We start from the raw sequence: 18,074 nt of genomic DNA, 5'->3' as shown, positions 1-18,074 counted from the left end.
GCGAACGTCGGATCACTCGAATTCATTTGCTAGTTTCTCTTGGAGATCGGGGAATGCTGCGTCGAAAATGCAGATGACCCAAAGACCAAAAAAGCCCCGACGTTGCTTCGGCAACTGCCCCTCTTCTTGCAACACCGTGTACGAAATAGCCTCGCGCTCCTCCGGACTCATGCTCTCCCACGACTTTCCGAAGCGAAGCCCTACGGTTCTCCTAAATTCAGAATCACGAATGCGGCGACGCAAATCGTCCGTAACGAGAAAGTGACCGCCTAGTCCATTGATGCATTCCAATTGCGCTTCGTGAAGCTCAAGGATGCCCTCACCGATTTGCCGTACGCGCTTGCCGGTGATCGCTTCTGAAACAACCTCTCGCTTCAATTCCAGATCATTAGAGATCGTTGCTGCGAGAACCTTCATGATCTGCTGCCTATTGGAATCGATAGTGGCCAGAACATCAGTCGATAGCTGACCGGAGAGGCTGTTCTTGGATTTCAGTCGCTCGAAGAATCCTGGAGTGAGGTATTCGAACATCCGTTTCCTCTCCTCATCGGACTTGTCGCGGATAGAAGGAACGTCTTCAATCTGACTTCCGAGCTTTGCCCGCACCGACTCCAACAGTTCTCGGTAGTAATCACTGCGGCGAATGTCGTGATTTGCTCTCGTTGCTTCGATCACCCTCGTGAGCTGCGGACCGCTCATACGCATAAAGGCGGTGCTCATGTGATGCTTGATGAGTTCGATCGCGCGATCTACCGGCGCGTTATTGTCCAAGAAACCAAATGCGGGCTCATTTTTGAGCATAAACTCAAAATCGCAACGCTTCGTGTCCGTGCACATCTCTTTGAGAAGGAGCGAGCGTTTATGGAATTCGGTCAGACAGTGCTGGAACCATTCCTCGTCGAGGTGCGTCATTGTCGCTGGATTCGAGTCCGAATCCATGAACTTTTCTACAATTGTTCTACCCTGTTGGCCTCCGAATGATTCGATAAAAAGTCCGAAGAGCTCTTGCTGCTTTGTGTCCTTCAGGATCTCCTGGAGCGTTAGCTTCGGCTCGAAAAGATCGGGGCGCGCTTCCGGCCGCAACGTACTCTGGATGAATTGCAGCATGTAGGCGTCCGGCCCGGGTATGACCGGCTGGGGCGCCATCTGCCGAATAGAAAAAGGGCTTCTCACATTGGATCGACGAGACGATTGCGCCCACTGCACAGGAGGCGGTAACGAGGGTTCAGGCGAGGAGTGTTTGGTCGATGCCGAAGTAGTGCGGCTCCGCGGTTCGAACAGAACCTTTGAAGGGACCCTGTCGGTATCACCTGGAATTTCACATCTGACGCTGCGGTTACCTGTTTGCCAAGGAGTAATCAGTTCGGGCGGCGGATCCTTTTGTGTTATCAGCTTAAAGATGCGCTCGGGAACTCCACCGTTTAATTCCCTTCTAAAACGGGCTTGTACTAGGCCGGGGGTGTCTCGCAGATATCCCACTCGTCCGGCTATTCTCTCGTCAACTGTTAGCCGACACTCTGGATGCGTCATTACGACAATGCTGTCGATGTAGACCTTTCCGTTTAGGGCGGGATCACGATTGGTGAGCCAGCCCTTCAGTTTCTGTGCGCAATCCTCAGCTTGGTCTAGCGGGTTCTCTTTACGTTTGATGCCCTCCCAAGAGCCGATCGCATGACAACTGACCGCTCCCTCATAGTTCTTCAGCTCGAGGACGAACATTCCTTTCGGTCCGAGCAAACACGCGTCAATTTCCCTGGGAACAACAAATCGGGGAATGCTGGTCAAGAGTGCCCAGTCGTCTTCGAACAACTGTTCGCTCAGCGCTCCAATTGCATCAACTTCGTTGGGCTCGGGTGCCCCACAAGGAATATGAACAGCCACGACGTTTCCTCCCTGAGCGGGCAGTTCTATCGAGAAGTTCGTCTGCGGGTTTCGAAGAATAACTAACCTTTATGGATGGGTCCAGACGGTGTGTTTGTCTATGAAAAAAGACCCTCGACGTTCATCGAGGGTCATCAAATGCTATTCAAACCATCCGTCAAAGTTAGCCTCAGCCAACGTAAAGAGTTTCTTGCCCACCGCCTTCAATGCTGATTTGTGAAATGTGCCCACCTCAAACGTTCCGATGCCGTGGGCACGGAAGATCTGGAGAACGGCCCAAGATACCTCCAGAGAGATGTCAACGGCAATCTCTTTGAGGTTGGCATCTGAAAAGGCTGGATCGGAAGACAACATTCAAACCTCCCGCTCGATAACAGCCTCCGAGAATCGGAAGCTGTTTCTCGCGCGCGAGTTTGTTGCTGCAGACTACTGTACCACACATGAGTGTTCTGTCGAATTCAGGCGAAGCGAGCTGCAAAAGGCAAGGTCCGCACATCTTGCACAACCTCGAGGTCCTTTGGCTGCGCCTCTAGCGGAGTTGAAGGTCTCGTGCTCCCCTGCTTAAGGACAGAACTGGTCGTGGCAATACGTGTTTTTCGCCAGGGCCACTCGTTGAGGGGAGAGGTTCGGTCGTAATCTGCTCTTTCCAATCCGTTGCTAAGCTCCGCGGAATGATTGTGAGTAGGCCGGCTACATCAGCGCATGCATAGTTGCCCTGCACAAGATCGCGCGCAGGTCGAGAATGGACCCGACGTCCCCGCGGGTACGCTTTGGTGTTACGAATTAATGTGGCTGACCGCAAAACTGTTTGAAGGTTAAAGGACTACGGTAGCTTCGTGAGGTCAAATTTCAATGAAAAGCCTTGGAAGTGCCGTGCCATTGGCGGGGTTCACATGCACTCGGCCCGCGCCTGGCACTTCGCGGCCCTGAGGTCGTCCGTCATGCCATCCACCAGCAAGGTTGCGCTTTTCATCGATGGAGCCAATCTCTATGCCACAGCTTAAGACACTCAACTTCGACATCGATTACAAGCGCCTACTCAGTGAATTTCAAAGTCGCGGGACGCTGCTGCGGGCATTCTACTGCACCGCCATCATCGAGGATCAGGAATACTCCTCGATCCGCCCGCTGATCGACTGGCTGGACTACAACGGCTACACCGTCGTCACCAAGGCGACCAAGGAGTTCATCGACGCCTCCGGCCGCCGCAAGGTCAAGGGCAATAATGCCGGCACAATTATCTCTTTTCGAGTCGGTTCGGAGGACGCAACATACCTCGCGCGAGAGTGTCAGGAAAGATTTGACGAGATCGATCTTTTGCAGCTCCCGAACTATCGCATTTACTTGAAGCTCATGATTGATGGAACGCCATCACTTCCATTCAGCGTCACTACATTGAGCCCGGGTTGAGTCCGATCAATCGGCCCACGTGCTGAAAGGCGATAGAGCACGCGAGGTTTTGCTCTCGCTAGGACAGCGCATCTGTCTATTCTGAGAGGAGGATGTGGCATAGAGTATCCATTGATTGTATTTAAAATGGAGGCTGTCATGCTAAAAGCTGTTGCGACCTTGACCGTATTATCCGTTCTCGTACCTGGCTCCAGCCTCGCGCAAACTGCACCAGATGCGCCGCAGTACCAGCCAGGCACCACGAATATGCCGAACACAAATCTGTTGCCTCAAGGCTCCACAACGGGCACCGCTCTCAATGGCAACACACAACTCTCTGTGCCGCTTGGGGGGAATACTTATGGATTTGGACAGAATGCTTCGACGCCCCCGTCTCCAGGGCAACCAGCAGGTGTTGGGGGCGTAGTCGGGGTGGGTACAACATTCAAATAAGCAACTGAGTCGTCCTTCGTACGGGCGATAGCAGAACCAGGCCTCAGCAAGCGGAGGCTTGGCCCGAGATCGGCTGCGCTCGAGCGTCACTAGGCTACGATGAGGTGTACATGCCTTCTGCTGCTCTGCTTCAGCCTCCGAACTGCGTTGGGTTGACGAGTCACGTGTCCTCGGTCGGACAAGGCGCGCCGGCAAACCGCGTCATGCTGTTGTGGCGTGAACTGTTAAGGTGATTTGCTTGAACGAATGCGTAGACGCATTCAGCGCGTAAGCGATAAGGGCGAAGCTTCGGTTCATGCTGCCTCCTCACGGAAAGCAACTTGTGCTCTTGCTTCGCAGAATTGATTGATTTTCATGCTTCTAGCAAGGTGCAGGCGGCTCTGCGACCGCCAACCTCGATAGAAAGATAGTGGTACCCCCTATTTTTTGGGCACCCGCAGCGCATCAACGTGCCGACAAGAGTTCAAGATCTGCCGGCGCACGATGGTCGCAGGTTGATCGTCCCGTATTCACACCAAGCTACACGGCCTCGCTGTCGCTCGCCTGAAAAAACACGAGCGCCATCGCCGCGGCGTCAAATAGACCGATCCGACGGTCCTCGCTCATCCAAGCCTTTCGCGGCGGAGGGACGTATCGCTCGAAAGCAGGAATGTGCTTCGCGATCAGCTCAGCCAAGCTTTGCTTGTTCGGGCATCCGTAGCGTGCGAATGCGTCACGGACCTGATCGCGCGAATATGCAAAGATAGGAATGTCGCGATCTTTCGCGAGTGCGGCTATCGAGCCGTTGAGCTTGCGGATCCATCGCGCCCGTCGCGTGCCCTGCTTGGAGGTATCTTGGATGACGAGCACATCGGGAGCGTATCGATCGATGATTTGCGAGATACGCAGAAGGCATCCGTTGCTCTTTCGAGGTCCACGCATCTCGCGTACTCCCCAGTCGTACGGGGATAAGTGGCCTTCGAACACGACGAACGCAAAACCGCGCGTGTTCAGATAGATGGAGAGGACGAGTGCGGACCGACTGTTGTTCGTCATATGGTTGCATCAATGCGCTTGGCTTCTACTCGCTCCAGCAGCCGTTCGAGGAAATCAAGCTTCAGGCGCGTTGCCTTGGACGGGTCGCCCTGAAGCACTTCATAGAGTTCGCTGGCACGCCGAAGGATGGCCTCCTGTAGCTCTGACATGAGGCCAGGAAACAGCTCCAATGGGGGCGTATTGAAGATCATCACGCAAATGAACACCGCATCAAGGCCTGGTCTCCGCTTCGAGCCTTCAATTCGTGAGACAGCGGTTCTGCTCTTTGCGCCGATTAAGAATGCCAGCTCCTGCTGGGTAAGCCCCCAGCGTCGCCGATGCGGACGAAGGTATGATTGGTGACGGTGACGCATAGGTCGTGCAGCCGGCCAGCAAGATGACAGGCACGCACGCTATGGTCGCCCGGACCACAGTTTCGTTCGAGACGTGAAAAGGTGCCCACGTGGCACTCAAATGAAACAAACTGCGGCCCTCCATTATATCTATCGTGCCGTCGGATGATGCCTGGCCCCAGATGAAAATCTTGTGGAGATGGGGACTTGGGGATGTCGAAGAACGACACGGCGCGCCGGATGTTGGTTTTCGCTCGCTTATACGTTGAGCTTTGAGGTGCCTCTAGAATTTCTCGGAAGTCCCCACATCCCCTTTACGTTCGGTCGGTGGCGCATCGGTGACAACATTCACTCCATATCTCCGGCACAACATCTCCACTTTTCCCCTCTCGGTCATAGGAACGACGTACACTCCGTGGGACTTGTAGGTCACGAGGTTCAGCTTGGTACGCAGGACGCTTCCGATCCACCGGTTGCTGATAGGTCGGTCATACTCGGGCCCGTAGCGATCGATGATACCCATTGTAATGTCAGCGACGGGAATGACCTGCCTAGTGGTGGACAACATCAGGTCAACAAGGATTTCCAAGATCTGGGCCTCCATCAGAAGGCCGCGCTCGGCGATGATCGAGTTCTGGGCATGCTCTGCGGCATTCCTGAGTTCGCTCCGCAGTCGTGGATCACTGACGACGCTCAGCAGCGGCAGCATGATTTGATTGAGACGCGGCTCCAATTTGGGATCGGCGAGAGCCGGGTTGAGCTTAATCTCGTGTCGTCTGCGAAAGCGATACAGTAACAACTTGTTGCGCAACTCACGCGCCTCGTCTTTGAAGGTCGGCGGGAGGTTGATGGGAATGTCGTTGCGTAGCGGCCGCGCGCCGGTCTCCTCCGTGATGAACCGACTCTCCAGTGCTCGGTCCTCATAGCGTCCCCTCGTTGCAACGATTTTCGGTCCAAAGACATGGAAAGCTTGCGGGTTGAACTCACGCTGGCGGTTCATGACGGTGCGCAGGACCGGCATGCCGCGCATATTGCCGTTGTTGAGGATTTTGACGATCTCCGAGCGCTCGTCGCTGAAGCGAAAGTCGGCCTCGTCGAAGATGAGTGTTCCCCGAAACGCGTTCAGCGTGTGGAAAATCGGCGAGACCGTCGAGGCGCCGCTTGCGAAGAAAGGCTTATAGCAGAGCGAACCGATCGTGAGGAGCGACCGCGTCTTCCCCGTGCCGAAATCGCCGCGAAGACGTAGGTACGGAAGATCATTGAATGCATCGTACACCCAGCTCAGCAAGACATAGTAACTGGCGACCTGCTCAAACGTCGGGCTAAGGTCGGCGTAGCGGTGGATGAAATCCATGACCTCTGAGAGAAGCTGTTGCTCGGTTCCGTAGATGCGCGGCTCGGCGGGCAGCAGAACAACTTCGTTCTTGATCAGATTGTTGTTGGGCGAAAACGGGACCAGCTGGTGCCCACCAGGCACGTCCACGTGCGTGGCCAAGGTCCAGCGTCCCGCAACTGACGTCGCGAGCAGTGTGGCGCGATGCTCTGGCCTATAGACCAGTTCAACGATAGTGCCATCTTCAAGCACGTCGGAGACCGTCGGACTGACGTGTCTATGCTCAGTTATGCCTTTGCGGCTGCCGCCAGCATCGTTCATGTCGCTAACGATCGCCGACCAGGTCCAGCTCGGCGAGGCCCGGAGCTGTGCCTCGTCGGCACATTCACCAGTCTTTAGTGGATCGGTTTTCGGACTTACCCTACGGGCGTATATGGATGGAATAACATTTCATATTGGGTGGGAGTACGTCCTCGGCATCCTTTGCGCGCTAATAGCTGGGGCGTGGTACGCAAACCGCAGATTTACTGCGCTCGAAAGGTCCATGGACTGCATTAAAAATATACTGCTTGAGCTGAAGAAAGCGATCGATAACGCAAGCGCCAAAGCGAGTGGCGAGGCGGCAAGAGATGAGGCCGAAGCCAGCAAGCCGCTCAAGCAACAAACACTGTGGTAAGGGCGAACCAACCGGCCCTGCAGCATCCAATGGCGAGCGCCATGGGTCGGGAAGACCGTTCGTCCCGCCTTTAGCGGAAGCCGTGACCTCGACTGCGACCGGTGGCGGGGTTATAGCGGTTGTTGCCTAAGCGAATGGCGGTTCAGCATGGTCGCAGGTTTAGTCGCGCGCTTCTGCTTCACGAAAGGAGATTGCCGCGCCTGACCTCCAAGGGGAAGCACATCGCGCATAGCGAACAGCGGAGCCACCGGGGTCGCGGTGCACGAGGTTAGTGTTGTACGAATGCTGACGCTGAGACCCTCAAGGGCCTTAGCAATCTCGGTCGCCTGCACGCGCAGACGACCGAGTTCATGCGCTGCGAGTACAAATCGGTTTATATCCTCCTTGGCCTTGATCGAGCCAGGTCTCTCGGCTTCTACTAGCTGCCGTGTCGCGGCCAACGCCTTTGTGAGTTCGCCATCGACTCGAGCAAGAATGGCTGAGAAGGCACGAGCCTTGAGCGCGATAACTTCAATTTTCGGCGAATCTGAGCCGTCGCACGATTTCAGGATGCTGTCGTGCAAACGCGCAACGTCGGCGGCAACAGACTGCGCCTTGTTGACCTGTGCCTTGACGTGGTCGTTTACTGCTTCCACATCTCCGATGTTGCGGACCAATTGATAGAGTTCGATCACGAGACTGCCGTCAGGTGTCTGATCAATTAATTCATCCGGCGGTACGATTGGACGAGTGATCACGGTTTCGGTCTGGGCCTTCTGGTCGCGCGTCCGTGGGGGTATCCCTTCGTCGGCGAGCTTTGGGACCGCGCCGACTGCTGTAACACAAACGATCACCACTATCAGGCATATGAGTCCTACGCGCATAGTAACCTCCCTACCAGTGGTGACCTTCGTCCGCTCGCCAAGCGACGGAGAAAGTTCTCGCCATCACTCACGCGCCGGCATTGCCGAGCTTTCGCAGATTGCTGCGAATGTCCTCGATCGTCTGACCGACGCTGTCCAACACTCCGAGAAGCTCTTTGACCGCCGCAGCGGCATCTTCAGCCATCAACATTTCCGCTGCGCGCAGCTCCGCTGTTGTGAGTTCCTTCAGTGCGTGATCAATCGCATTCGAGTGGCTGCTAACCGACTCGCGCGCACGCGTAACCTCCTGTTGATATTGCTGGTACCGGCGCATAAGCTCTTGTACGAATTCCGGTCCAAGCGTGGAACGCTGATTGTTAACACGTCCCATCTGGGCCGAAATCCAGCTCTGATATTGGTCGATGCTTTGGGATAGCGGCGCGTCTGGCTGTAATTGGACGCCCAATTGAACCAGGGCATCCCTCAAACTGCGGACCTCAGAAATTCGGCTTTCTACAGTTGTGCCGGACGCTGCTTTAAGACGATCGACCAACCCGGATATCGTTGCCCCATATGATTCGAGCGTCTTTTGCTGGTCCTGGAGGCGTGAACGGAAACTTTCAACTTTCGCTCCATTAGGAACGGCTGGACTAGAGACAATGGGAGCACCACGTACTGTCGGTGTTTGACCAGATGCAGCAAACGGAAACGATCCCGCGAGGGCCACTGCTATAGCGACGACTATGTTCAATGATCTAAGCATTGCTACCACTCCCGCGTTAGGCGCTATTGGAGATAGTAGTGGCGAGCAGCGCCGAATTCCTTCGCGACACTACCCCCTATCCGCACCGGCGTGATAGCAGCAAGCAGTGCGTATATGGATGATCGCATTGAACCACGGCCAGCGCCCCCTGAGAATCGCACAAGACCGCGGCATTCTGACTCAGGTAAGCAGACCTTCCCCTGCTTTAGGAGCGACTCCCATCGGGGTGGCCCCATCCCGTTTGTCGGCCGATCGAAAGAGCAGCCGCTGCCGTTGCAGCGGCATCAAAACTTCTCGTAAGCGCATGCTTGCTATCCAGGGCTTCAGTGCGGGCAGCGGGTAAAGACTGACGGCTGGAATGTACTTTGGCGATGATCCCGATGATGTCGTACTTGTCACGATGCCGGCGACTCAGGATGCCGCGCTCACTCGCGAGTGTAGGCGCTCCAACGAGCCGCGATCAGACCACGAATGCGAGAGCTCGCGATTGGACATGGCAGAACACTGAACCGCCCCGGGTTTGCCGGAGGCTCCAACGCCTGAGAGGCCGCGAAAGCGTGTCGAACGCGATCCGCCGCACCTTCAGTTCGGCCGCTGCGATCCAGCGCTGCCAGACCGACAAGGCGCGCAACATCATGGAACGCCTGCCGAAAGAGCATCATGCGGCCACCCGTCGGGTGTTGCGCCAGGCCTGGGAGCTCGATGACGCCAACAAGGCTGAAAAATTGATCCGCAATCTCGCGCGTCGACTTGACCAGCAATGGACCCGCGTACCGGCCAGCATCCTCGAAGGTCTCGACGAAATTTTGACTGTCGTCCGGTTGCGGCTGCCAAAGGAGCTTCGTCGATAGCTCGCCTGTACCAACATCGCCGAGAACATGATGGGCACCATTCGCCGCGTCACGCGCAACGTAAAGCGTTGGCGGGATGCCGGTACGGCTTTGCGATGGGTACGCGGCCGGCATGATCGAGGCCAACAAGGGCTGCCGGCGATCGAAGCCGCATAAGCAATTGTCGGTTCTGCGTGCGGCCCTTCAAGCTCGCCACGATCGCATGACGATTAAGCCCGTTGCCGACGTCACGAGGGCTGCGCAACATTCATTCCGGCAGACGTAGTTCAACACCGATCGGGACATCCCCCACGGTGATCGTGCAGCTAGCTCCAACGATTATCTTACCAGCGAGACGGCGTGCGCCCATTATTGGCATGCGGTCGTTTTTGTTTTCGCAGAAAGCGACTCGAAGAAAGAACTTTACAGTTGACGAATCGGGCAGAAGCCCGCGAAAGTTGTGCAAATAGTTTATTGCTTATGGAGGATGTCATGAGAATCCGTTCGGTCCGCGTGCAGAATTTCAGGGCCTTCGAGGACGAAACAGTGTCTTTTGACTCATGTACTTGCTTGGTCGGGCCCAACGGCGCAGGAAAGTCGACGATCCTGGGCGCGTTAAATGTCTTCTTCCAAGAGGCTAGCAGTGCAACAGACGTCGCAACGCTGACGGCCGAAGATTTCCACGATGGGAACACGAACATACCCGTGCAAATCACTGTAACCTTCGATCAACTCAGCGACGCGGCCAAAGAGGACCTGTCTCACTACGTTCGCCATGGAGAGTTGGTTGTAACTTCCATTGCTGCTTTCGATGCCAAAACAGCCAAGGCTCCCGTTATTCAGTGGGGAGAGCGCCTCGTTCTTAAACAATTCGCCGTCTTTTTCGAGGACGACAAGAACAAGGCGACAGTAGAGCCGCTCCGCGCTCGCTTCTTAGAGGTCACGAAGGGATTGGCGGATTTCCCTGATATCGGGAAAAAGCCGACCAAGGCGGCTATGATAGAGGCTCTTCGATCTTATGAGGAGGCTCGTCCGGAAAGTTGTGAGAGCCAGCGAAGCACTGATCACTTTTATGGGGTCGGCAGGGCAAGGGGAAGGCTTGAGCCCTATGTGCAGTGGGTTTATCTCCCAGCCGTCAAGGACGCATCCGCCGAAGCAGAAGAAGCGGGAAACACCGCCTTGGGTAAGTTGCTCCAACGGACTGTCCGGCAGAAGGTTAACTTCGACGATGCATTGGAGGCTCTGCGTGCTCGTGCTCGTGCAGAGTACGACGCGCTCCTTCAGGCGCAGCAGGGCACACTTCAAGAAATCTCAGACGGCTTGGCGAAACGTCTCGCTGTCTTCGCCCACCCCGACGCGAGCCTAATGGTTGAATGGCTACAGGGCAGTGACAAGTCGGTTTCAATTGGTGAACCGAAAGCAACTATCAAAGCACAGGAAGGTTCATTCAAGGGAAGTATACTGCGCTTCGGTCACGGCCTACAAAGGTCGTTCTTGCTCGCAATTCTGCAGGAGCTTGCGTCCGTCGAAAGCGCTTCTTCCGCGGAAACCAGCATCGAAAGACCTGCCCTTATATTGGGTTGTGAAGAGCCTGAGCTTTATCAACACCCGCCGCAAGCGAAACACCTGTCGGCCGTGCTGAGGGAATTGGCGGCCTTGGGCAACCAAGTTATGCTCACAACTCACAGCCCTTATTTCGTGTCCGGCGAAGAGTTTGAAGATATCCGGTTAGTTCGGCGCGACGGAAAATCGGGGAAATCGCATGTAAAGTGCACAGACTTCGACAGGTTCGCGGTGCGTATCTCTAAAGCGACGGGCAAGAAGCCAGACAAGAACCCCGTCGCTAGAGCAAAGCTACTCGCGGCGTTGCGGCCGGAACCATCTGAATTGTATTTCAGTCAGCGGTTGGTGCTCGTCGAGGGGATTGCCGATCGTGCTTATCTCTCAGCGGCACTTCATCTCGATGGCGAATGGAATGCTATGCGAAGGGCCGGACTTCATATTTTGCCGACTGAAGGAAAGTCGAACATTCTTCAATTGCTCACTATCGCTCAGGAGCTGGAGATACCCTGCTTCGTCATATTCGACGCTGACGGTGATGAGGAACATCCTGATCGTCGACGTCACCATGAGGTTGACAACAAAGCTCTCCTAGCGGCTCTTGAGCTGGGGGGCGATCATTTCCCGTCGGCCATTGTTTGGGGTGCCTGTTGTGCGATCTGGCCTAATAATATTGAAGATTCCGTTAGGCAGTGTTTCGAGGCGGCGGATTGGGATCGGGTCAACAATGAAGCGCGGCGCGCCATTGATCCTGCTGCTGGAGGTCTCAGAAAAAATCCGGCGTTGATCGGGGAGCTGCTTGCCATTGCCTGGGCAGAGGGTAAAAAGCCGGAAGTGCTAACAAGCCTGATACGACGTCTTGCGGCGTTCGGCCAAGCAAAGGACGCGGCAGCATGACAAGAAGGTCGCCGTAACTGCGAGCGTTGTTTGGAGGGTTTAGCGCTTATGGGATGAGTCGGGAGAACCAAATTGGCTCGCCGTATGATGGTAATCAATCATGTTCGGGAGCGTTTGTGCGGTTGACGCATCGCAGTCGTGAGCACCGTCATATCTTGGTCGGATCGAAATCGCGAGGTGTCCATTCCTCTCCGGCTTCTAGGTCAGTTACGTCAACTACATGGCCGGTGCCTTCAACTGTCCACCCTCCCATCTTGGCCGCCCCCTCGTATGTGGCCATGCGCCGGGAGATAACCACTTCATCTGTAGCGATGTTGTAGAGCTTTACTTTGTAAACGGTGGTCCTGGCCATCTCTATTTCCATTTGCTCTTGATCTGCGTCGCGGGCATCTCCGGACAGATGGATCAGCACTAAGTTGCCCCGCCTGGGTAGTCCCGCAAGCCGGTCGAGGATGTGCTGCGGGGCTCCTTCTTTGATTTCTACGCCGTATGCGTAAACCAGCCCATCGTCGTTGGCGATCTCATTTATCGTATACTCGATTTCGTTTAGTTCGTCGGGCGTGAGGTCAAGGGCCGCGGCAATCGCCTCGACTTCATCGCGGTCGTACTCATCGTCAAGCTGCCCGCTTCTCATTGCGCACCCCTGATCCAAATGCCGTTTCCTAAAGATCAACTTCGTCTGCGTCGACTGTCAGCATATGCTCCAACGCCTTTACATAATGAGTGAGCGGTGAGATTCGATCGAGTATCCTGCGCGGCGCTCGCGACTTGGGCATTTGGCAAAGCTCGGTATTCTCAGCGAGTGGGAACGTCTCGAAGGTAATTCAGCATGCTGTTGCACGCATTCTCGGCCTCAGCGAAGCTTTGAAGCGGCCAGCCGAGAATTCTGATCGAGCCACGGCTCTGGTCAAGCGGACGCCACGAGGCGACGCAGCCCAACCTTCCGCGGAAGCCACGACCAGTCGGGCTCTGGAAGCTGATCACGAACGAATAGCCGTCGCTGCTCGCACTCCATATTTCCATGTCTTCGATAGCGCGATGGAATTGCAGGGGCATCAGGCTCCGTTCGCTAGGTCAACCGAGAACGAAATGATTCGGTCGAACGAAATGACGGATCAATACACGACAGCTCTCCCCGGCAAATTGCGCTTCCTCGTCAAGCCATGGCAAAGATCCGGAATTCCCAGCAGCTCGGCTTATCCGGTCTAGCCAAGGTTTGTAGCGTCAAGAGGGGCATGCGGCGCCTACTAGGATTGGCGGCTGCCCAAACAATTAGCTGCGCCAGGCACACGACCTCGTGCGAAGCAAATTGAGCTTCGAAAATGCACTTAACGTCACGAGTTGTAACAGCAAGCGCGTGCTCACCTACCAGGACTAGTTGTTGATTAGGGCGACGGAGGCATGCCAGCTTTGCTAACGAAGCTGACGCTGGTCAAAGCGCCGGCTTGCCCAAAGGCAGGGGGCGTTCGCACATAGTAGAGGAGAGATATCATGGGTCGCTCTGTCGCCACTATCGCACTAACGTGTCTGGGAATCGCTCTTTCCAGTGTTGCCGTCGCACAGACGGCTAGACAGGATAACAACACCCTTCCAGGGCAGGAGCGCGCTCTCAGTGTTGCGCCCGGCTCAGTGCAGCCGACCAGAGGAGTCGTGTTTTTAACAGCGGCAATCAACTCAGACGGCAGCATAGCCGGCTGCTTCGGTTGCAACACCGCGAACACCAAGAGGTTAGGGGCTGGCATATATCAGATCGATTTCGGGCACAACGTACAAGCAATCAAGGGTTGGAGTCGGTGGGTTCAGGCGGACACGTTGACGATCGGTGCGGAAAACGCTTGGTGTAACACTGCTGATCGGGCCGGCAACGACAATGCAGTTTGGGTGAACTGCCAGACTAGCAGTGCGCCGGTTGATGCATCCTTTTTCTTGTTCGTCGCAAGGTAAAGCGACCGAGCCGCACGACGCTTCATCTCGCGCCGGATGGAAGCCGTGACGCGGCGGACCAGCCCCGAGATCCAGCCCAGGCCCTGAACCGATGCGGGTGGTTGTGGCCGCGGTACCCTTTGTCGACATGGATGCGGTGAGCCTCCACGCCAGTGAGCTTCTCCATGTCGGCGACCACGGGGCCGAGCGTGTGCCCCTCGAAGGGATTGCCGTGCAGTGCCTTGGCATGGAGCACGAGCTGTCCACCCTTCGGGAAGGTCACGGGGGTGGCGATACTTGCCTTGCATCCGAACTCGTAAGGCGCGCGGGCCTTGCCCTTGCCGATGCACTCGACCTCGGGGCATGTGACGCATAAACCTTTGGACCGCGCTGATGCTGATACTGGCTGCGCACCCGCTACGCCAGATCGAGCAGCGGGCCGAAGCGAGCTCCCAGCACCGCATCGCCACCAATCTTGCGGTGGATCATCATGATGGGTCAGTTAGGCGCCGGCCGCCTTGTGAGACGGCCGGCCTCTTGTGCATTCCGTATCAGGCCGCGAGTGGATCGCTCAGGAGAACGCCGCCCAGGGATGCCCAGCCGGACCACGGTCCGGAGTGCGGCTTATCCTGCCAGATGTGCCACAGCGCGTTGTCGGTCCCGCGCGCAAACGCTTCCAGCCGGCCGTCGCTGTTGGCGATCGCGGCGGGATCGCTGGTGATCTGGCCGCCAAGCGAGGCCCAACCGGACCACGGACCGGCATGCGGCTCCTCCTGCCAAATGTGCCACAGCGCATTGTCGGTACCACGGGCGAACACTTCGAGACGGCCATCGGAGTTGTCGACCACGGCCGGATCGCTGGTGATGGTGCCGCCGAGCGAGGCCCAGCCTGACCACGGTCCGGCATGCGGCTTCTCCTGCCAGATGTGCCACAGCGCTTTGTCGGTGCCACGGGCGAACACTTCGAGCCGGCCATCGGAGTTGATGAACACCTCGGGGTCGCTGGTGATCTGGCCGCCAAGCGAGGTCCAGGCTGACCACGGACCGGCGTGCGGCTTGTCCTGCCAGATGTGCCAGAGCGCGTTGTCGGTCCCGCGCGCAAAAACCTCGAGCCGACCGTCGGAATTGATCACGCCCGCCGGATCGCTGGTGATCTTGCCGCCAAGCGAGGCCCAACCGGACCACGGACCGGCATGCGGCTCCTCCTGCCAGATGTGCCACAGCGCATTGTCGGTACCACGGGCGAACACTTCGAGACGGCCATCGGAATTGTCGACCACGGCCGGATCGCTGGTGATGGTGCCGCCGAGCGAGGCCCAGCCTGACCACGGTCCGGCATGCGGCTTGTCCTGCCAAATGTGCCAGAGTGCGTTATCGGTTCCGCGCGCAAAGACCTCCAGCCGACCATCGGAGTTATCGACGCTGGAGGGCGAGCTGGTGAGAACGCCACCAAGCGAGGCCCAACTCGACCATGGACCTGAATTCGGCTTTTCCTGCCAGATGTGCCAGAGCGCCCTGTCGATTCCGAGACTGAACACCTCCAATCGTCCATCGGAATTCTCTGTCACTGATACCGAGTGGGTAAGCGCCGCTGCTGCATTTGTCACGACAACCTCCAATTGTATGTTTGCAATGAGGCAGAGATCTACCTCACGCAATTTAAAGTAGCATTCTTGTTCTGTTGCCCACAAGACGGTCTCGCGCGAAAGTGATCTGCGGGCTCAAGTTCCCTGCATTCTCATTCGCGTTTACTGCAGTGAACGAAGCAACACTTTGGTTGCGCTCACCCCACAGGTCCCTCCGCGGCGCGAGACCGCGTAGTGATTCCTCGGCCGGTTTTGATTGCCGGAGATCCGCCGCAAGGTCTGCTGCCAGAGATCGAAGTGATCTGCGAGGAACGCCGCGGAGGCTTGCTGGCGTGCCGTGACGCGTGCGTCGGGGCTTTGGCCAGCCAGTTCTCCTGCGCCGCCGTCCCCTGATCAAAAGTGCGAAAGATTCTGGACAGTACCCGATCGAGCGCTACCAGATAAGGCAGGTATGACATGTTGAAGGTGGTGGTACCCTCTGAAGCTTGCTGATTGAAACTGAGCGGCGAGCCACTCGGCACGTAGAAATCCTTTCCGGGAGATATCGGATGACCGCGACTATACACGAAGACGGGAAACGCGAACGGCGAACACGTGGGCCCGAACTGGCCGAGGCGTCACCCCCTGGAGCAGGCGGCGCGACTGATCATCTTGGAGAAAAGGCCGCAGCTGCATCGCGCGTTTCATTTACGTTTCCGGAATGGCAAAAATCAATCGAAGCGACAAGGAACTTGTTCGCCGCGTCACTGAATGACACGTTAAAATTGGCTCCTTCCTCTCTGCACGACCAGGCTGCTTTTCTGAGAGCTCTTGCCGACTCGAAAACCCCGTCTGAGCTACTGAAGTGCCACCTGGATTTTGCGGAGCAATCTTGGTCGAAATCGTTCAGCGAAGGCTCAAAGATATTGGATCGTTTGAAACACGTCCATCGGCCTGCGGTAAGTTAAGTAATCGGCCACGCGTGAAATAGGGCCGACGGCGCGCTATTCCTCCGGACCCCAATCCCGAACTGAAATCCCGACCCGGTCTCGTGGAAATTGTCGCCATGCTCCATAAGTATCGCCGCCGACCCCCAACAACAACGGTATAGGAACCACCTGCTCGGGGAAGCGAAAATGATCGATCGGCGCGTGCTTTGGTTTTGTCTCGGTCTTGGCCTCTGTGTCGGCCTTGGCGTATGGTTCATTTTGCCGGGTGGGCTAGCCGGTAAGAGCGACGATGTTCGTACGAGCGACAATCCGCTTGTCGATAACGTCAAATCAACCTGGCGAGCGCAGGATGGTGAGACAGCGGAGCAAATCTTCACTAAGGTCTCAAAGGTAGCACACTTCATCCCCAGGGGATGGGAGGTTGGTCAAAAGACCGACTCGGGCGAGCGAGTTATCTTTTCGGGGGCCAAACACCGGACCGATAAAACAAACGAAGAATATACTGTGACCTGGGAAGTGGCGCCCGATGGCACCGTGAAAATTGTGGCGCCGTATGCAAAGCCGATGGAACTAGGCTGGCAGGCGTTCGCACTCTCGCTCCTTGCGCACGAAGTGACAAACGACGAAAGCGGCGTGAACCGTCACTTTCTGCATAATCCCGCCAACTTCAACTTCGTAACCACCGCGCAGGGCAAGTTGGGCGATCTTCTGCGGCGTGGCCGCTGTTCTATCGACGAGCCGGTTGGAGTGCATTATTCGCCGATGATAGATGAGCAGCAAACCGTGAAGGGCGGGCTGTGGCGCGTCGGGCTTTCGGTCGACTGCAATGTTTCCGGACCTAGTTATTTCACCCGCGACGGAGTCATCATTTTCGAGAAGCGCGAAGGGCAAGATTGGGAGCCAAAATCGTTCTTTGCCAAGGTTATCGCAACGTATGCACCCGGCTCTTGGTTTGAGCTTGCCGACCCGAAAGATCAGGAAGCGTTCGAGGCGGACAGGAAGGTGTTGTCAAAATGACGTTCGCTGTTGATCCTAAGTGTCTGCGCTTCGTGCCGCACGTCTCGATCTCGGCAACCAAGCGCAAGTGGAGTTTGTCGGTCGGTCGGGCGAGGCAAGGTTGCAGACCAACACGGTTGCCGCGCTTTGACGTTCCGGACTGTTGTCATGTAGGACGCATCGATTATCCAAGCCCGCTAGGCGATCGTCGCGCCGAGCCGCGATCGCTCCGTCTCCGTACCCCCGACCAGCTCCGACGGAGCAATCGCCACTGGCGTGCCACTTCAGAGAAAGAATGGCAGCTTGAAAACAGCCCGCAGTTAAAGGGCCGATTGACATCCATCGATCCTTTCGACCTTTCGCCGCTGCCATTGGTCAATCAGGGCTCACTTGCTCGGTCACCAGTTCGGTCTCTTCAACGCAAAAGCCGCCATATGGCGGCTTTTACGTTATGCTTCATCACCTTTGCCGTATCGCCTTTGCTAATAATACTGCGTGGTTGCCCACGGGTTGCCCAAAAAGTGATAAAGCCTGACTAATCCCGGCTAACTTGAGTACGATTGAAGTCTCCAATTTTTGGCTCTACTTCTAGTCTTTCCTTCTTTTTGGTCCATTTCCAAGCTCAAATCAAAGCTCGCAGACCAGGGTT

The 18,074-nt window shown here is 56.3% G+C and carries 13 protein-coding genes and 3 pseudogenes; 6 read left to right on the top strand and 10 right to left on the bottom strand.

Annotated elements, in window-relative coordinates; all coding sequences use genetic code 11:
* Positions 1-12: 12 nt before the first annotated feature.
* Both J2R80_RS03095 and J2R80_RS03090 read right to left on the bottom strand, forming a co-directional pair.
* Complete coding sequence (locus J2R80_RS03095) at positions 13-1,881, bottom strand: NERD domain-containing protein (protein WP_253637972.1); 1,869 nt, start codon at positions 1,879-1,881, stop codon at positions 13-15.
* 141 nt (positions 1,882-2,022) lie between these two features.
* Positions 2,023-2,235 carry a hypothetical protein gene (locus J2R80_RS03090; protein ID WP_253637971.1) on the bottom strand — a complete coding sequence of 71 codons (213 nt, stop codon included), beginning with the start codon at positions 2,233-2,235 and terminating at the stop codon, positions 2,023-2,025.
* Positions 2,236-2,822: 587 nt separating this feature from the next.
* Here J2R80_RS03090 and J2R80_RS03085 point away from each other — a divergent pair.
* Positions 2,823-3,105: pseudogene (locus tag J2R80_RS03085) on the top strand (NYN domain-containing protein); the annotation flags it as partial.
* 1,137 nt (positions 3,106-4,242) lie between these two features.
* On the opposite strand, the gene J2R80_RS03080 reads toward J2R80_RS03085, so the two are convergent.
* The 3 genes from J2R80_RS03080 to J2R80_RS03070 all read right to left on the bottom strand — a co-directional run bounded on the left by J2R80_RS03080 (position 4,243) and on the right by J2R80_RS03070 (position 6,744).
* A complete protein-coding gene (locus J2R80_RS03080) occupies positions 4,243-4,758 on the bottom strand; it encodes a hypothetical protein (protein ID WP_253637970.1) in 516 nt (171 codons plus the stop codon).
* The gene (locus tag J2R80_RS43230; RefSeq protein WP_256527808.1) at positions 4,755-5,111 is read right to left on the bottom strand and encodes a helix-turn-helix transcriptional regulator; all 357 of its coding nucleotides are present in this window, start codon (positions 5,109-5,111) and stop codon (positions 4,755-4,757) included. The genes J2R80_RS03080 and J2R80_RS43230 overlap by 4 nt, the downstream gene beginning before the upstream one ends.
* 262 nt (positions 5,112-5,373) lie before the next feature.
* Positions 5,374-6,744 (bottom strand): hypothetical protein, encoded by a 1,371-nt coding sequence (locus tag J2R80_RS03070; RefSeq protein WP_253637968.1) that lies wholly within the window; start codon positions 6,742-6,744, stop codon positions 5,374-5,376.
* Between the two features lie 223 nt (positions 6,745-6,967).
* Here J2R80_RS03070 and J2R80_RS43225 point away from each other — a divergent pair, with 223 nt between their 5' ends.
* Positions 6,968-7,099, top strand: coding sequence for a hypothetical protein (locus J2R80_RS43225; RefSeq protein WP_256527807.1), 132 nt, complete (start codon positions 6,968-6,970; stop codon positions 7,097-7,099).
* A gap of 110 nt (positions 7,100-7,209) precedes the next feature.
* Here the strand turns inward: J2R80_RS43225 and J2R80_RS03065 are convergent, their stop codons facing one another.
* Both J2R80_RS03065 and J2R80_RS03060 read right to left on the bottom strand, forming a co-directional pair.
* On the bottom strand, positions 7,210-7,962 hold the full coding sequence (locus J2R80_RS03065; protein ID WP_253637967.1) for a hypothetical protein: 753 nt from the start codon (positions 7,960-7,962) through the stop codon (positions 7,210-7,212).
* A gap of 67 nt (positions 7,963-8,029) precedes the next feature.
* Positions 8,030-8,494: a hypothetical protein gene (locus J2R80_RS03060; RefSeq protein ID WP_253637966.1), complete on the bottom strand. Its 465-nt coding sequence runs from the start codon at positions 8,492-8,494 to the stop codon at positions 8,030-8,032.
* 770 nt (positions 8,495-9,264) lie between these two features.
* On the opposite strand from J2R80_RS03060, the pseudogene J2R80_RS03055 reads away from it, so the two are divergent.
* Both J2R80_RS03055 and J2R80_RS03050 read left to right on the top strand, forming a co-directional pair.
* Positions 9,265-9,820 (top strand): annotated as a pseudogene (locus J2R80_RS03055) (transposase); the annotation flags it as partial.
* A gap of 206 nt (positions 9,821-10,026) precedes the next feature.
* Positions 10,027-11,991 carry an ATP-dependent endonuclease gene (locus tag J2R80_RS03050; RefSeq protein WP_253637965.1) on the top strand — a complete coding sequence of 655 codons (1,965 nt, stop codon included), beginning with the start codon at positions 10,027-10,029 and terminating at the stop codon, positions 11,989-11,991.
* A gap of 148 nt (positions 11,992-12,139) precedes the next feature.
* On the opposite strand, the gene J2R80_RS03045 is transcribed toward J2R80_RS03050, so the two are convergent.
* The 3 genes and pseudogenes from J2R80_RS03045 to J2R80_RS03030 form a co-directional block, all read right to left on the bottom strand.
* A complete protein-coding gene (locus J2R80_RS03045; protein ID WP_253637964.1) occupies positions 12,140-12,625 on the bottom strand; it encodes a hypothetical protein in 486 nt (161 codons plus the stop codon).
* A gap of 1,318 nt (positions 12,626-13,943) precedes the next feature.
* Positions 13,944-14,400, bottom strand: a pseudogene (locus J2R80_RS03035) (IS5/IS1182 family transposase); the annotation flags it as partial.
* Positions 14,401-14,465: 65 nt separating this feature from the next.
* Positions 14,466-15,452, bottom strand: a complete 987-nt coding sequence (locus J2R80_RS03030; protein WP_253637962.1) for a hypothetical protein — start codon at positions 15,450-15,452, stop codon at positions 14,466-14,468.
* 596 nt (positions 15,453-16,048) lie between these two features.
* Here J2R80_RS03030 and J2R80_RS03025 point away from each other — a divergent pair.
* The gene (locus tag J2R80_RS03025; protein WP_253637961.1) at positions 16,049-16,447 is read left to right on the top strand and encodes a hypothetical protein; all 399 of its coding nucleotides are present in this window, start codon (positions 16,049-16,051) and stop codon (positions 16,445-16,447) included.
* A gap of 168 nt (positions 16,448-16,615) precedes the next feature.
* Positions 16,616-17,446 (top strand): nodulate formation efficiency C protein, encoded by an 831-nt coding sequence (locus tag J2R80_RS03020; RefSeq protein ID WP_253637960.1) that lies wholly within the window; start codon positions 16,616-16,618, stop codon positions 17,444-17,446.
* The last annotated feature ends 628 nt before the right edge of the window (positions 17,447-18,074 follow it).

Origin of the sequence: Bradyrhizobium sp. USDA 4541, assembly GCF_024171085.1 — a bacterium.
Lineage (GTDB): Bacteria > Pseudomonadota > Alphaproteobacteria > Rhizobiales > Xanthobacteraceae > Bradyrhizobium > Bradyrhizobium australafricanum.
Note: the sequence above shows the minus strand (reverse complement) of the source record. Positions and strands in the feature narration are given on the sequence as shown.

What these genes read in the sequence shown, in the direction of transcription:
- J2R80_RS03090 (WP_253637971.1), bottom strand. Translation starts at nt 2,235, where the DNA reads ATGTTGTCTTCCGATCCAGCCTTTTCAGATGCCAACCTCAAAGAGATT.
- J2R80_RS03080 (WP_253637970.1), bottom strand. Translation starts at nt 4,758, where the DNA reads ATGACGAACAACAGTCGGTCCGCACTCGTCCTCTCCATCTATCTGAAC.
- J2R80_RS43230 (WP_256527808.1), bottom strand. Translation starts at nt 5,111, where the DNA reads ATGCGTCACCGTCACCAATCATACCTTCGTCCGCATCGGCGACGCTGG.
- J2R80_RS03070 (WP_253637968.1), bottom strand. Translation starts at nt 6,744, where the DNA reads ATGAACGATGCTGGCGGCAGCCGCAAAGGCATAACTGAGCATAGACAC.
- J2R80_RS43225 (WP_256527807.1), top strand. Translation starts at nt 6,968, where the DNA reads ATGGACTGCATTAAAAATATACTGCTTGAGCTGAAGAAAGCGATCGAT.
- J2R80_RS03065 (WP_253637967.1), bottom strand. Translation starts at nt 7,962, where the DNA reads ATGCGCGTAGGACTCATATGCCTGATAGTGGTGATCGTTTGTGTTACA.
- J2R80_RS03050 (WP_253637965.1), top strand. Translation starts at nt 10,027, where the DNA reads ATGAGAATCCGTTCGGTCCGCGTGCAGAATTTCAGGGCCTTCGAGGAC.
- J2R80_RS03045 (WP_253637964.1), bottom strand. Translation starts at nt 12,625, where the DNA reads ATGAGAAGCGGGCAGCTTGACGATGAGTACGACCGCGATGAAGTCGAG.
- J2R80_RS03025 (WP_253637961.1), top strand. Translation starts at nt 16,049, where the DNA reads ATGACCGCGACTATACACGAAGACGGGAAACGCGAACGGCGAACACGT.
- J2R80_RS03020 (WP_253637960.1), top strand. Translation starts at nt 16,616, where the DNA reads ATGATCGATCGGCGCGTGCTTTGGTTTTGTCTCGGTCTTGGCCTCTGT.